Raw genomic sequence first — 13932 nt, 5'->3', positions numbered from 1 at the left:
TTAAGCTGTTGAGTCGTTTTAAGTGTAATTCGGGGCAGAATTGGTAAAGAGAGTCGTGTAAAATATCGAGTTCGCACGTCTTGTTGTCTGATTATTGATTTTTGGCGAAACCATTTGATCATATGACAAGATGTGTATCTACCTTAACCTAATGATTTTTATAAAATCATTAGGGGATTAATCAGTACTTCGCATCATTTAATCAGGAATAGCAAAGATGTTGTACAAGAGGAAAAACAAATTGGTGACAGTCAACGCCACCAACGCCATCACTAAGAAGCAGTAATCCTTGTAACGTTCATCATCGACGCGCAGCGCAAGCCATTTTGCGATCCACTCACTCAACATGCATCTTCCTTAGTTTAAGCCAACTTATAAAATTTCATCTTAAGTTATCACTTAATTTCCACTCTTCGGTTTTGTGCTCGGCCAGTTTCACTGGCATTCGTGGTGATGGGGCGCTTTTCACCGTAAGAAACGCTTTGTAATTGCACAGGTGTTTGAGCATATTGCTTTAAGTAAGCTTCCACACTTTCAGCACGACGTAGCCCTAGGGCAAAGTTGTACTCTTCACTACCAACATCATCGGTATGCCCTTCTACCGTCAGCGTATTATTGGTTCTTAGCCGTGCCAAAAGCTGGTTGAGTAAATAGCGTGAAGCTGAAGTTAATTCGGCACTGTTAAACGAGAAGTAGACGCGCGCCAACGCTTCTTTTGATTCCCCTTGCCAAGATTTAGCGTGGCTCAAAAGATATTCAGCACAATTGCCTTGCACTCCGGCAGCAATCATCTGTTGTTCGATAAAAGTGGCACTGGCATGGTGCTCTCTGCTTTGTTCAATAAGCGGAAAAGCCGAGTGGTTAAGTAGAACGCGCCGACCCGGTGCGATTTGCACTTTCTGCTCAAACTCTAGGTCGATGCCGTTGCAGTAATGATGAAACGCGCTTTGATCTTGGTTGGGCGATGCATAGACCGAAGCAGCCCCAAAGCAAAGTAGTGATAAAGCAAGCGATAGCTGACGTTTGGTTGTGTTCATTATGGAAACTCCTTTGCTGAAGGGGACAAATAGTGGCCGAGAAAATCCGTTAATCGATAGGATTGGCGCACACCTTGGCGGCCAACCACCATGACTTGTGGGGTTTGAGTGGGTAGGTACTTAGCACTGTAAAAGCCTTGGTCATCGTGAATATATTCTGCTTCACAACGAAATGGGCGTTGCTCTTGAGCTAAATCAATAATGTAAACCGTCTCGTAACCACGAATTTTCTCTTCAAACAGCAGATGATTAAATACATTAACTTACTGTTGTTGCAGCTGATCATCACTATTAATAAAGAGCAATAAATTGTCTGCCCAGCTTGGCGTGGTGAATACGCTGATTAGCAAAAATAGGGTAATGTGTTTCATAGCGCTAAATGGCCTATTTCTTCGGTGATCAACTCAAGGATTTTGTTTTTGATATCGTCTCTGTTTTTTGCCGAAAAAACATTCTCTTCACCAACGCAGTTTTTCATCTCTGGAAATGCATTAATATCATAAGCGAACCCTACTGCAACCATCCGGGCTTGAGTGTTCTTTTGACTGTTGAGGACGTTCAAAATAGTGCTACACAATCCTTTCCGAATAAGCTTTTGCGTGGTTGCTCTATAGCTATCTTGACCATCAGACAAAATGATAATCAGACGTCTTGAGTTTGAGCCTGATTGAGCAATTTGTGCACCACGAATAATCCCAGAGTATGATGATGTACCACTAATTCCGCTGCCTTTTATGTAATAGTTGCTAATTAATTCTTTAAATCTACTAAAGTTATCGGTCAATTCAATATCGGAAAAATAAGATAATGAAGAACTTTTGTTGGTTTTAAGAATAGGCTCCGAATGAGACCAATGAGCAAGATTAAAAATATTTTTGACTGTAGCCTCTGCATCAACATTGTCAGCATTGCTGCCTGGCACAGTACCACAATTTAATCCCCCCCACCAACTATACCGACAATTGATAGAACAGCGTTGACCTCCATCACAAATCAAATGATCGAAATGTCCCATTTTGTTTTTATTTTCACCAATTAATTGCGAAGTAAAATAGTCAAATCCTGTAATAGCTAATCGATTTTTATTTCCGACTTGGACATACTGATTAAATTTCTCCAGTTCATCGGCAATCTCAGAAATGATATCTTTCATCATAATATAGCGTACTGGATTGGCCGAATTTTGTGAGCCGTCTTTATCCCAACGCCATGCCATAGAACCAGAAAAATCAGCGACGAGTACTACGTCGACCGTTTCAGCATGAAATTTTCTTGCTGATGAATGACCACCTACCGAATAATTTTCGCCGAAACCAATAATGGCATCATTGCCGGGGAACCACGTTGGTTGACTAATTTTTGCTGACACTTGATATTCAAAAAAACGGCGATTTCTGTTCTTACAATCCGCATTATCTTCACAGTTGATTTTTTTAATTTTAATATCATTGTTATTAATCGTCGCGGAGGGGAAATAGTACTCTAAATAATTTTTTGCCAAATCTGCATTATCGGAGCCTTGCCCAGCGACAGCAAGACTCGCCACTTCCACCGCTTCTAATAGGCGCGCTTTATCTTGTACCGCCCGAGCGCCATCGGTACCTAGAGTGAATACCCCAAACAATAAAGGAATAAACAGTGCAAAAAGAATTGCGGCATGACCAGATTGGCGGTGTAAACGACAATATTGCTTCATCTTTATCTCCCCATGCTGACTGAGCGGCTGCTGACGCGAGAGAATTCTTTGCCAATCAAATTACCATACCAACTCGGTGTCTCATAACACAATGTCACTTCGTAAAGTGTTGCACGTCGGCCAAAGGTAGTAACAAAGTCCAGCGGTTGGAGTGACTGGCTGTTATTGCAACTGATGCCTTGAGTGAAAGGTACACGCACGTTTTTATTTTCTCGCACCATACGCACCTGAAAACCAAATTTTTCCGCATCGAAATTGCCTGACGTTCTTTTTAACGAAGCCAGCACAATGTCATACAATTGCGTGGCTTCTTCACCAATCTGCTTTTCTGGCTCAAAAGGAAAATGATCCGCGCCATAGATTTCTGTGCGCTCTTTAATAATGCTGGCGGCAGAATAAGAAAGCCGTTCTAATTTCCCTTTATAAGCAAGCTTGACCACCACATCCGCGCTAAAAACCAACAGCAAGGCAAAAAAAACGCCGACGATAGCAAATTCGACGGTAAAATTGCCCTGTTGTAACTTAGAGGGTGAATTTTTCACGCTGATACTCCTGAATCACCATCGCCTCACGGGCAAACACCGTTTTATCATTCAAAAAGAAATTAAAAATCGGCGTGTAATCATAACTAATGCTATAGACAGCAATCGCCATATCTTTTGCATCACTGCAGTTCAGCTCATCGCCGTTCTCACCCAGGCAAATCTTTTCGTAATTGTGTAAATCGTCTAATTTTTTGACATATTGGATGCTAGTTTTGAAGTTTTTGGCGTCCACTACATAGCGCCATAGGCTATTTTGCTGTTGCAAAATCGTCTTGAACTGCGCTTCATAATCATCGCCATCGATTTTTTTTGTTTCCCTTGCCGCGGTGGCAATCGCTAAATCACCCAAACTCGAGACATAAGAGAGAAAGCTCATCTCAACCCAAGCCATACACATCAGCCAAAAGGCAAAGAAACCACCAACAAATTCAATCGTGGCAACACCCGATTGCTTTGATCCGCTCGCTGGCGATTGCTTAGAAAACAAACGACACATCTTTTGTCTCCTCAACGGGAATAACAACGTTTGTGTTATTGTTATTTGGCTTCAACAGATGGCTTTTTGAATTAGCCGATGCCTTTACTGGCGTGTGATTCATTAATTGCACTTCACGCAGGTTAAGATAGGCCAGATATAGTTCTTCATCGCTGTATTGCTGACCATAAAAAGAGCGTAAATGCTCATAGCTGCCAATTTTGGCCATTATCAAGGCTAAATTCGCGGTGACCATGTCATCCGCTTGGCCATTGAGATAAATCGGTAACAAACGCGCTGCAGCGCTTTGGTAATCCTGTTCCAATATATCAATCAGCGCCAAATTATTTTTGACCGTCACATCATCAAACATCAGCTCGCGGGCACGAATAAAACCTTCGCGTGCTTTTCGCCACTCCCCTTGCTGCGCATAGATGATGCTGATCGAATTTAAAGCCTTGGCACTGCTCGGATTCACTTGCAGAGCGGCTGACAGTGAACGTTGCGCCTGTTCTATCTGCCCCAGTTGATATTCTGCTCGACCTTGAAGAAAATAAAGTTCATCACGCGGCAAAGTTGTGCTGCTACTGAGTAAAGGAGTGAGCACAAATAACGTGGATTCCGGATCGTGACCATCGAAATAAGCCTGAGCCAATTTTAAACGTGTTTGTGGGCTTTCTTGCTGCTGAAGTTGAGCCTTATGCAACTCAATTAAACCCGCTTGATTCTTGGTTTTGATCAATAAAGATTCCTGATCAAACTCCAACGGCTTGTCACGATTTTGCGCCTGGCTTCCTTCGTTATTGGACGTTTGATATAAACTACTGCAGCCCGGTAGTGATAAGGCACAGAGTAGCCATAGGGCATTAGCTATTTTGCTCGACACTTTATTAGGCATTGATCATCATCCTCATTACACCAGGGGCAGCAATTAAAATCACAATTGGCACCATAATAAAGACAATCAGAGGAATAGACATTTTTGCCGCCAATTTGCCAATTTTTTCTTCGATCTGCAGCATCTGAACCTCTCGAATATCCGCTGATAGGGTGGTCAAAACACTGTAAATCGAGCTGCCATATTGCAAACTTTGCTTTAAGGTCATGACGAAACTACGCATTTCATTTGAGGGCACCCTAGCGTAAAGCTCATCGAGCGCAGTCTCTAAACCGACTAAACGTGCTCTATCATCGGTTTTCACCAATAAATAGCTGATGTCTTTATCAAACCCTTTCATCTCTTTGGCAAGATAACTGATCGCGGCTTCAATCGTCATACCGGTTTGCACACATACCGCCATTAAATCCAGAAGATACGGCAGTTTATTGGAAATTTTATGGCTCAGGTTTTTTGCCCGAATCGCCAAATAGCTATCAGGTAAAATCAGACTTATCACCAACCATAGCGCCATAAATAGCAGTAGATTGTCTGCCAACCATACGGCTTTTAACGATAAAAAATAGATTCCCGCCGCGCCTAACAGCAATAGCGAATACTTGATCGGCATAAAATAGGTGGCGAACTTGGCATTATAAAAACCCGCTGCTAGCATTTTTTTCTGCTGCAAATGCTTGTCAGAGGAAAAGAGCCGATTAAGCGTTGCCGATAGTCGCTCAAGTAAGCTGACTTTTTCTGTTGTCTGCCCTGCGGTTTGATGCAGATAATAATCTTTCCAAAATTGCTTTCTTTTCTCTTTGCGCAGCGAAGCAAGCAGCAGCAATACACCGAGCATGAGTATGGCGATAGAAAAAAGTGGACCGACTTGACCAATTGAGGTCAAAGAAACATTAGCGAACACTCTTCATTAACCCCCATACAATCGCAATACCAATTGCTTCGCTGATCAATACGTAGTAAAGGATAGGGCGACCGGCAGGATCAAACATCACAAACTCGTAATTTTCAGGGCTAAGGTATTGCAGCATAAATAAGAAGAAAAACGGAATAGCGGCAACAATTTTGGCTGACGTTCGCGCTTCTGAGGTCAAGGCAAATTTCTTTTTTTCAATCGATCGAGCATTAAATAACAAGCGATTGAGGCGCAGAATCACTTCTTTCAGCTGACCGCCACGCTGCATATTGGCGCGTAAAGTAATCACAAAAAAATGAAAAGAAGGATAAGGAAAGCGCAGGCAAGCCTTACGAAACACATCATCGGGCGACTCACCAAGTTGTAAACGCTTGCCCATGATCTTAAACTCTCTACCGACATCGCTATTGAGTGTATTACCGACATACATGATCGCGTGAGTGATACTTTCGCCCGATGAGACGGCACTGCTGAGCATATTTAAGGCATCAGGAAAACTGTCTTCAAACTGAGTTTGTTCACGCTTTTGAAGCCAAAAATAGGCAAAGGTTAATCCTACGACCACGACAATGACCACGACCATCAGATCAGAGCCACGAACAAAACGCTGATTAAACTCGACGCCGAGAAAAATCAGTAAGGCAATAAAACCAAGCACCTTTAACAGCGCCAGTTTCCCTAGCTGCTTGCTCAGGCTTCTCCAGCTCTGATCTAGGCGGTCTTTTAATGTGCGATCGGAGAGTGACTTCATATCAATTGCTTGGTGCTCAGCAATCATGGACTCGACATGCACCGTTTTAGCAAACTCAGCAAGGTAATCATATCGGGCACTTTTCCTTTGCCGCAAACCCACAAGCAGCAACAGGATGCCGATCATAAGTAGCAGCAACCACATCATGCCGATTTCTCCTCTAACGAACGAAAGGCTTGAGCGAGTTTCTCTTCCAATCCAAAAAAGCGTGCTTTTTCATACAGAACCGAGCGCTGCATTAAGCCAGAGGTAATAAAATTGCCATTGACTTTACCATCTTCACTTTGGCGCAAATTGGGTTGGAAGCGGAAAATTTCTTCCAATACGACGCTTGAACCTTCTAGCCCAATCACTTCGGTGATGCTCATCACTTTACGGCTACCATCGTGCAGGCGACTGATCTGAATAATCAGATCCACAGCGCTGACTATCGTGCGGCGGATCGCTTCCAAAGGAAGGCTACTCGTTGCCATCATCACCATCGACTCAACACGAGCCAGTGCGTCTCTTGGTGTATTGGCATGCAGAGTCGACATCGAACCATCGTGACCGGTGTTCATTGCTTGTAACATTTCAAACGCTTCTGCACCACGACACTCACCGACAATGATTCGGTCGGGTCGCATTCGCAGTGAGTTGATCACCAAATCACGCTGATTAATCATCCCGGTATTTTCTATTCCTGCGGTACGTGTTTCCAAACGGACAACGTGCGGCTGTTGTAAACGCAGCTCGGCGGCATCTTCAATGGTGATAATGCGTTCATTTTCTGAAATGAATTGTGATAACGCGTTGAGCATGGTGGTTTTACCTGAACCGGTACCGCCGGAAATCAAAATGTTGAGACGGCATCTTGCTGCCACCATCAGCACTTGCGCCATCTCGGGGCTCATGGCACCAAATTCACATAGCTTAGTAAAGTCGATACTCTGTTTTTTGAATTTACGAATCGAAATGGCAGTTCCATCAATGGCAATCGGCGGAATAACAATGTTAACTCGGCTACCATCTTGCAAACGCGCATCACAAGTGGGTGAGGATTCATCAACGCGTCGACCGACCCGTGAGGCAATTCGCTTAGCGATATCAAGTAACTGGCGTTCGTCAATAAAGTCGATCTGTGCCTTTTCCACCAAACCGCCACGTTCAATAAAGACGTTATGATGACCGTTGATCATAATGTCACTGATGGTGTCATCATCCATCAAGGTTTGTAGAGGCCCCAAGCCTATCAGTTCATCCACTAAGTTTTTGACAAACTCTGCGCGGATGATTTTAGGCACGCTTAACCGTTCGCGATCAATCAATAGCCCTACGGCACCATCCAACTGCTTAGCCAGTTGTTCTTTGGTCATCTGCGCGATCGCTTCGGGCTCTAGAGCATCGAAAATTTGATTACGAATGCCCACATATATCGCTTTTGCACCGATCATGAGCGCGACAACCTCTGCTTCAGGGAGGCGAAGAAACTGGGTGTGTTATTTATCGTCTCGCCAAGGATCATGGCGCTAAGGTTTTTCAATGGCTCCGCGGCCTTTAACTTGGAAGTCACCACTCTTTGATCTTCCAAAACGGTACGATTGATGGTTTCACAAAAAGGAATTTCAATATCAATCGCTTGTTTTAAAATCGTTTCCGCATCTTGTTTGGTGGCAGATTGCAACTTCAGTGGCAAGGTGTGATTAAACACCGTCAGTAAACGTAGAGCGCGATTGCTGTTGCATTTATTGATGCGCTCTTTTAAGCGAGCGGCTTCACGTACGGACGAGACGGTCGGTTCAATGACAACTACCACTACATCCGCCTGAGCAACGAACTTATCTGCTTCAATAGCGAAACCAACCGAAGCAGAGAGATCTTCAAGGATGAAATTCACATCCTCCGATAACTGATCAACGACAGCGTTGCTGTAATCAAGTAGGGATAGGCTGTCGAGCTGCTCTGAGGTTAGGGCTAAAATCGACAGCATGTTGCTATGCTTATAGACCATGCTCTTCGCGGAAGCAGTGTCGAGAGAAGAGGAGAGCGAGCCTTTCTGAATTCGTCGTTTTTCCATTTTGCGAATACCAAGCAAAATGTCTAAATTGCCGCCATGAAAATGCTGCTCAACGATCAAACAGGAGGTTTTGCGTACACTGGAGAGTTGATGAGCCACTTCGGAGGTAATCAAACTGGTCCCTACACCACCTTTACTGCCGAGTATCGTGATGTACTTGGCTCTGCGTTTCTGGCCTGGCCCGCGGTGGCTATTGCGTTGGCGGTTATCGTAGACACTCTTAACAAAATCAATCAGCTCTTGCTTGGTCACAGGCCAAAAGACGTAGTAAAAACCCATGCTTTTTAAATTACGAATGGTCGAAATGGCATCTTCACTGCCGACAATGATCACAGAAGCATGATTGGGCAGTAGGTGACTGATTCGTTCCGCGTCTTGGCTGATATTGAGGCTGTTATTGAGTTCCACAATCACAATTTCGATATCGGATTGACGAACATGCTCCGCTATCGCTTCATCGCTATTTTTAACAGTGACAGGCGGCACTACCCCTTCAAAGCGATAGGCTTCCATAACCAACTCTTGGCATTCACTGGTTTGATAAAACAGTACTGTCGTGATCTTCTGTTGTTCAATCACTTCGCTAGACTGTTTTTTACTTAATCGATCGACTAAATCAAACATAATAAGCGCTATTCCCCTACAGCCATCTCTGGAGATGCAATTGGATGGTTTGTTAACATTTTTTGTGGGTTGACCATAGATTGCCAACGCAACGACTCGCTCACGCAACCATTACTTTCTTGGCTAAACTGGCTAATATTTACCGCATCACACAAGGGTACGACGACACGATGAGCGACGATTTCAATTTTAAAATCGAAATGTTGGCCAAAGCCTGCCGGCATTTTTTCTACCCGAACACTTTCTGGGGCGACGCCTAGTTTGCACAGCTGTTTTTCCGCTTTTAGTGCAAAGCGTTCGCCAGCCTTGGTACTCCAATACAGCACACTGTTTTGCGTTGTCAGCTGGTGATGTTGTTGAACCAAAAATTGCTCCAAAGAGTGTTGTGCTTGAGTCACTTGTTTCGCATCGGTTTGCAAAGACAAACTGCTGTGCACGGGGTAGACATCTATTGCCGGGCCGGGCTTGTCTGGCAAACCTGAGCTGCAACCTACTAGCGCAGTACTGAGTAAAAGCACACTCAAAGTTGGATTTTTCATTGTTTAAACCCTCCCGTCGCCAGGATTTGTTGGCTAAGCTGCTGTTCGATGGCAGGACGCTCTTTAGGCAATGCAAAGAAGCGTTCCAAAGTTGAGCTGCGCTGCATGGTGGGCAGTTGAACACTCAATGGCTCAATCGGCTGAACCAAGTTTACCGTCGCAATGATCACCAGTTCCGTTTTATTGCGGGTAGTTTCGGTATGACGAAACAGAGCGCCCAGAATAGGAACATCGCCAATAAAAGGAATTTTACGCAGCAATTCTGCTTCTTCTTTATTAAGCAAGCCGCCCAATACAAAGCTTTGACCATCACCGAGTTCAACCGTAGTACGAGCGCGGCGAGTTTTTAGCGCAGGTAAATTATAAGTTGAATTGGCGTATTGGGTATCGAGTGAACTGACTTCAGGCATTAACGATAGCCTAATTTTGTCATCACGTTGCACTTTGGCCATCATCTCTAAACGTACACCAAACTCTTTATATAAAACGTTAGTGCCGCCATCGACGATGGTTACAACGGGTAACTCCCCCCCGACAAGGAAACTGGCTGTTTCACCCGAAATCACCGACAGATTTGGCTCGGCAAGTACTTGCCCGACGTTATCATCGCCAATGGCCGTGATTAAAGTGATGATATCGCTGCTGCTAAATTGCCTTAATGGGTTAACAAACACGCCACTACTTTGACCAATACTGCCAAGTTGAATACCAAACTTCTCCATAAAGGTTTGCGAGACTTCAGCTATCGATAGTTTGACATTGATTTGCTTAGTACTGGCGACTTCAATGTTATTGACCACCCCATCAAAACGGCGTTTTTGCATAAAGTCCATTTTGTAACTGTTATCACCAATTTTCCATTCTACATCCGTGTCGGTTGAGGATTTTCCCAGCAGTTCACCCACCAGTAGGTTAATTTCATCGCGCTCTTTTTCAGTTGCAACGGTACCACTGAGCACCACCTGTTGACCTAGATTGTAAATCGAGACTTCAGCGTGCGGATATTTGATCGCAATTTGTTGCTGGATATGTACCATGCTGGTGTTAACGACCAAACGGCGACTGGCTAGGGTTTCACTGTTTTCGCCAAAGACCAGCAGGCTGGCATTACCGACTTGTTTACCGAAAATCACCACAGTTTTACGGTCAATGACCTGATAATCGGCGACTTTCGGATCCGAAATAAACACCGATTGGATTTCTCTATCCAAACGTAACGTTTGCGCATCCCCTTCGGCTAAATTGAGGATCCGCTGCGCTGCGGCGGGCAGGGCAATCACACTGAGCAAAACCGCGAATAAGCCATACACATAACGCTGTATCATTTTCTCTATCCTTAACGTGTTGTCGCGCTGCCAGCACGAAACTCATGAATCGCTTTATAATCGGTTAATACATCGCCTGCGTTGGCGGAAAGGTCGCTAGCTAAACTGTTTCCAGTCGAAAGATGGATCTCTAACTGGGCAATATGGCGGGCGATGGTTAACGTCGCGACTTGCTTACGAGTTAATTCAACAATCACACTGGCTTGGTTCGTCAACACCTCATTACGTTCAGAATCTAATGGGCTTGGCTGTTGATTAACTTGCAACACCTTGACACCCATTAGCACCGGGGTAAGCGAAACGGTTTCAAAGCTGCGCACCGTTTCATCAGTCGCCAGATTCTGCTTTAAAGAAGAAAGAGCAAGAATATCGATCAAAGTACCAGGACGAATTACACCACCAACTACCGATTGAGAACTAACCTGAATCGCAAATGGCACATGGTTCGGGGTTAAAATCAGATCCAAATACTCCGGCTGTTCAGGGGTTATCAACCACTCGGGCCAAACCACTTCACCAGCAGCCAAATCTCTCTCGATACGTAGATCGGCCACAAAAGTGAGTTCAATATCTTGATTCACCCCCAGGCTGAGCGCTTGATCCTCATCGACACGTCGCAGCTCAAGATCAGTACGGGAGACTAATTGGCCTTTTTGTAGCGGCTGTTTTGCCAGCCACACTTGATATTGCTTGATGGGCGTGCTAGATGTGGCCTCTTCAATTGGCGCAGAAGCGATCGGTGTTGAAGGAGTAAGCAATCCATACCCGCCAATACAAATAACTATCAGTGCTAATGCAATTAAAAGCTTGGAATTCATATCACCGTCCCAAGTAAGAAAAATTACTTATCTTGACTTTCTCTAAACATCGCCATTGATGAGTCAAAGCAAAATATGGCGGTGATTTTGCAGATAAGCAGGTTGTGACTAAATTGCCATTGGATATCAAAGTTATTGAATGTAAAATTATTCAAGCTTTATGTAAAAGTTATAAAACTTCATGTTTTGCTCGCCTCTCAAGCAAAAACTCAACGGCGATCAAAGCGCAGAAACGGCAATCGCTAAGCCACCGACCAAACAGATCGGCACACCATAAGGAATACCGCGTTGGCGTACTTTGGCTAAATCTGTAAATAAGCCGTAAAACAAATACCCTATCGCCATTACACCGCCAAAGAAAACGATGCCTAATAAGGTTAACGGCATATAAATAGGGTCAATGCCTAAGCTTAGTATAGCTAATAGCTTGGCATCGCCCGCCGCTAGAATACCGAATAGAAACAGCAGAATACCAATAATTAATATAGCCAAAGTGTAAGGCCAGACTTGCCAATTAGGCTGGACTAGCCAGCCTAGAAATAGCACGATTGTAAGTATAGAAAGATAAAAATTACTAATTGTCCTATACATAAAATCATTAAGACATATCAGCAACAATATCGAAAAAATTACTATATACAACAATTGACTATTTGATGTTGTTTGCCTCACCGATTTTAGCGGTAATATTTCCAATGGCTGTTGTTAAAGCCGTTTTTAATCCATTATCCCCACTGAAAACTGCTAGCACAATTGCAGAGATCGCTACACCAATAATTGCGTATTCAATCGCTGTTACACCGCGTTGGTCTTTGGTAAATGATTCCAGCAGCAGACGAGTTTTTACATAAACTTTCGTTAACATGATTTTTCCTTTTCATAATTAAATATTTTTTGAAAAAGTCTTACCTCAAACCAGACTTCCCAGATTTCAGTCTTTATCATAACGAAAAAACTCTTGATGTCTATCGTAAATATTACAATTTGTTTTTCAACTCAACACACTCACTAGCATCATCTCAAAAATGAGGCATATTGCACTGAATTTACATTACTCTCGGCTTTGATGTGATGGACGCATCTCCCTTCTAGCACCGATGTACCAAACTAATGGTGCAACCAGTAAGAACAGGAGTAATCATCATGTCTATTAAAGTTGTCGGTATCGATATAGCCAAAAACCTCTTTCAAGTATGCGTGTTGAGTGCTGATGGGCAAATCTTGTCAAACCGAAAGGTAAAGCGTGACAAGCTTCTTGATACAGTACGTCAATTTCCAGAGCAAACAGCTATTGCGATGGAATCATGCGCAACTTCGCATCATTGGGGAAGAATATTTCAAGAGCTGGGCAATAGGGTCGCTCTTATCCCAGCTCAGCACGTAAAACCATTTGTTGGGCGACAAAAGAACGATGCCAACGATGCGAGAGCTATTTGCGAGGCCTTTTCAAGACCCGATATTCATTTTGTTCCCGTTAAGTCTGTTGAGCAACAAGACCTCAAAGCTATACGCAGTGTTCGTAAACGTTTAGTGGAAAACAGAACAGCGCTTGCTAATCAGATCAGAGGACTTGCTGCTGAGTACGGAGTGGTTTTCCCTTTGTCTATTAAATCACTGCGGAGTCATTTGCCGTTAGCGATTGAAGATGCTGAGAATCAGTTGTCCCATGTTATGAGAAGCTTACTTCAAACGCTGTACTGTAAATTTATCAATATCAGCGACGAAATTGATAAAGTTACTCAAAGTATAACCAGATTGAGCCAACAACATCCAAGGTATGAGGCAGTTAAGAATATCTCTGGTTTTGGTCCGATTTTGACTGCTGCAATTATTAGTGAAGTAGGCTCTGGCAAACAGTTTCAAAATGGTCGGCAATTCTCAGCTTGGTGTGGATTAGTTCCCAAACAAAATAGCTCGGGTGGAAAAAGTAGCCTAGGGAAGGTGCGAATAAGTCCTGCAATTTAGGTCTTGATCAAGCCCTTCTCTTTACCAGCCTAAATTTTAAACGCTAAATTTCGAATTTAAGCCAATTAATGGGTGTTTTAGGCCAGATTTTAGCCCTATTCCAGGCTATTCCCGGATTTCAGACAGATCTTGGCTGTCGTCACAACATCTGGTCTACTTTAAACAGGTTTGCCAACGTGAATAACATGGCTATACCCATTCAACTTGAAGATACAGGTTTCAATATCTGAAAGTTATCCGTAATTCTGGATGACAATGAGCCTGCAACTTCTGGTAGCGTTACATCGAAA

15 protein-coding genes and 1 pseudogene are annotated in these 13932 nt (G+C 43.6%); 1 reads left to right on the top strand and 15 read right to left on the bottom strand.

Going from position 1 to position 13932, the window contains the following annotated elements:
• Positions 1 to 198: 198 nt before the first annotated feature.
• The 15 genes from R7070_RS23630 to R7070_RS23560 form a co-directional block, all read right to left on the bottom strand.
• The gene (locus R7070_RS23630) at positions 199 to 348 is read right to left on the bottom strand and encodes a hypothetical protein (RefSeq protein ID WP_161939216.1); all 150 of its coding nucleotides are present in this window, start codon (positions 346 to 348) and stop codon (positions 199 to 201) included.
• Between the two features lie 47 nt (positions 349 to 395).
• Entirely contained in the window at positions 396 to 1037 is a 642-nt protein-coding gene (locus R7070_RS23625; RefSeq protein ID WP_064377408.1) for an OmpA family protein, read from the bottom strand.
• A gap of 367 nt (positions 1038 to 1404) precedes the next feature.
• Positions 1405 to 2733 (bottom strand): TadE/TadG family type IV pilus assembly protein, encoded by a 1329-nt coding sequence (locus tag R7070_RS23620; protein WP_169629174.1) that lies wholly within the window; start codon positions 2731 to 2733, stop codon positions 1405 to 1407.
• A 2-nt stretch (positions 2734 to 2735) separates the two neighbouring features.
• A complete protein-coding gene (gene tadF, locus R7070_RS23615) occupies positions 2736 to 3275 on the bottom strand; it encodes a tight adherence pilus pseudopilin TadF (protein WP_064377403.1) in 540 nt (179 codons plus the stop codon).
• On the bottom strand, positions 3256 to 3774 hold the full coding sequence (locus R7070_RS23610) for a TadE family protein (RefSeq protein WP_064377402.1): 519 nt from the start codon (positions 3772 to 3774) through the stop codon (positions 3256 to 3258). The genes tadF and R7070_RS23610 overlap by 20 nt, the downstream gene beginning before the upstream one ends.
• Positions 3755 to 4651, bottom strand: a complete 897-nt coding sequence (locus R7070_RS23605) for a tetratricopeptide repeat protein (protein WP_169629175.1) — start codon at positions 4649 to 4651, stop codon at positions 3755 to 3757. Before R7070_RS23605 ends, R7070_RS23610 begins: the two co-directional genes overlap by 20 nt.
• On the bottom strand, positions 4644 to 5534 hold the full coding sequence (locus R7070_RS23600; RefSeq protein WP_411912992.1) for a type II secretion system F family protein: 891 nt from the start codon (positions 5532 to 5534) through the stop codon (positions 4644 to 4646). The genes R7070_RS23605 and R7070_RS23600 overlap by 8 nt, the downstream gene beginning before the upstream one ends.
• A 7-nt stretch (positions 5535 to 5541) precedes the next feature.
• Positions 5542 to 6462, bottom strand: a complete 921-nt coding sequence (locus tag R7070_RS23595) for a type II secretion system F family protein (RefSeq protein ID WP_169629176.1) — start codon at positions 6460 to 6462, stop codon at positions 5542 to 5544.
• Positions 6459 to 7748: a CpaF family protein gene (locus tag R7070_RS23590; protein WP_064377397.1), complete on the bottom strand. Its 1290-nt coding sequence runs from the start codon at positions 7746 to 7748 to the stop codon at positions 6459 to 6461. The genes R7070_RS23595 and R7070_RS23590 overlap by 4 nt, the downstream gene beginning before the upstream one ends.
• Positions 7745 to 8995: a CpaE family protein gene (locus tag R7070_RS23585; RefSeq protein WP_064377395.1), complete on the bottom strand. Its 1251-nt coding sequence runs from the start codon at positions 8993 to 8995 to the stop codon at positions 7745 to 7747. The genes R7070_RS23590 and R7070_RS23585 overlap by 4 nt, the downstream gene beginning before the upstream one ends.
• A gap of 8 nt (positions 8996 to 9003) precedes the next feature.
• Positions 9004 to 9534 (bottom strand): hypothetical protein, encoded by a 531-nt coding sequence (locus tag R7070_RS23580; RefSeq protein WP_064377392.1) that lies wholly within the window; start codon positions 9532 to 9534, stop codon positions 9004 to 9006.
• Positions 9531 to 10859 carry a type II and III secretion system protein family protein gene (locus R7070_RS23575; protein ID WP_169629177.1) on the bottom strand — a complete coding sequence of 443 codons (1329 nt, stop codon included), beginning with the start codon at positions 10857 to 10859 and terminating at the stop codon, positions 9531 to 9533. Before R7070_RS23575 ends, R7070_RS23580 begins: the two co-directional genes overlap by 4 nt.
• Before the next feature lie 11 nt (positions 10860 to 10870).
• Positions 10871 to 11677, bottom strand: coding sequence for a Flp pilus assembly protein CpaB (gene cpaB / locus R7070_RS23570; RefSeq protein WP_169629178.1), 807 nt, complete (start codon positions 11675 to 11677; stop codon positions 10871 to 10873).
• Positions 11678 to 11896: 219 nt separating this feature from the next.
• Complete coding sequence (locus tag R7070_RS23565; protein WP_262640749.1) at positions 11897 to 12349, bottom strand: prepilin peptidase; 453 nt, start codon at positions 12347 to 12349, stop codon at positions 11897 to 11899.
• Positions 12327 to 12542 carry a Flp family type IVb pilin gene (locus tag R7070_RS23560; protein ID WP_169629188.1) on the bottom strand — a complete coding sequence of 72 codons (216 nt, stop codon included), beginning with the start codon at positions 12540 to 12542 and terminating at the stop codon, positions 12327 to 12329. The genes R7070_RS23565 and R7070_RS23560 overlap by 23 nt, the downstream gene beginning before the upstream one ends.
• 278 nt (positions 12543 to 12820) lie before the next feature.
• On the opposite strand from R7070_RS23560, the pseudogene R7070_RS23555 reads away from it, so the two are divergent.
• A pseudogene (locus tag R7070_RS23555) lies at positions 12821 to 13621 on the top strand (IS110 family transposase); the annotation flags it as partial.
• Between the last annotated feature and the right edge of the window lie 311 nt (positions 13622 to 13932).

The organism is Vibrio sp. 1557, assembly GCF_033340175.1.
Taxonomy (GTDB): Bacteria; Pseudomonadota; Gammaproteobacteria; order Enterobacterales; family Vibrionaceae; genus Vibrio; species Vibrio alginolyticus.
Note: the sequence above shows the minus strand (reverse complement) of the source record. Positions and strands in the feature narration are given on the sequence as shown.

What these genes read in the sequence shown, in the direction of transcription:
- R7070_RS23620 (WP_169629174.1), bottom strand. Translation starts at nt 2,733, where the DNA reads ATGAAGCAATATTGTCGTTTACACCGCCAATCTGGTCATGCCGCAATT.
- R7070_RS23580 (WP_064377392.1), bottom strand. Translation starts at nt 9,534, where the DNA reads ATGAAAAATCCAACTTTGAGTGTGCTTTTACTCAGTACTGCGCTAGTA.
- R7070_RS23625 (WP_064377408.1), bottom strand. Translation starts at nt 1,037, where the DNA reads ATGAACACAACCAAACGTCAGCTATCGCTTGCTTTATCACTACTTTGC.
- R7070_RS23585 (WP_064377395.1), bottom strand. Translation starts at nt 8,995, where the DNA reads ATGTTTGATTTAGTCGATCGATTAAGTAAAAAACAGTCTAGCGAAGTG.
- R7070_RS23560 (WP_169629188.1), bottom strand. Translation starts at nt 12,542, where the DNA reads ATGTTAACGAAAGTTTATGTAAAAACTCGTCTGCTGCTGGAATCATTT.
- cpaB (WP_169629178.1), bottom strand. Translation starts at nt 11,677, where the DNA reads ATGAATTCCAAGCTTTTAATTGCATTAGCACTGATAGTTATTTGTATT.
- R7070_RS23590 (WP_064377397.1), bottom strand. Translation starts at nt 7,748, where the DNA reads ATGATCGGTGCAAAAGCGATATATGTGGGCATTCGTAATCAAATTTTC.
- R7070_RS23630 (WP_161939216.1), bottom strand. Translation starts at nt 348, where the DNA reads ATGTTGAGTGAGTGGATCGCAAAATGGCTTGCGCTGCGCGTCGATGAT.
- R7070_RS23610 (WP_064377402.1), bottom strand. Translation starts at nt 3,774, where the DNA reads ATGTGTCGTTTGTTTTCTAAGCAATCGCCAGCGAGCGGATCAAAGCAA.
- R7070_RS23605 (WP_169629175.1), bottom strand. Translation starts at nt 4,651, where the DNA reads ATGCCTAATAAAGTGTCGAGCAAAATAGCTAATGCCCTATGGCTACTC.
- R7070_RS23595 (WP_169629176.1), bottom strand. Translation starts at nt 6,462, where the DNA reads ATGATGTGGTTGCTGCTACTTATGATCGGCATCCTGTTGCTGCTTGTG.
- R7070_RS23575 (WP_169629177.1), bottom strand. Translation starts at nt 10,859, where the DNA reads ATGATACAGCGTTATGTGTATGGCTTATTCGCGGTTTTGCTCAGTGTG.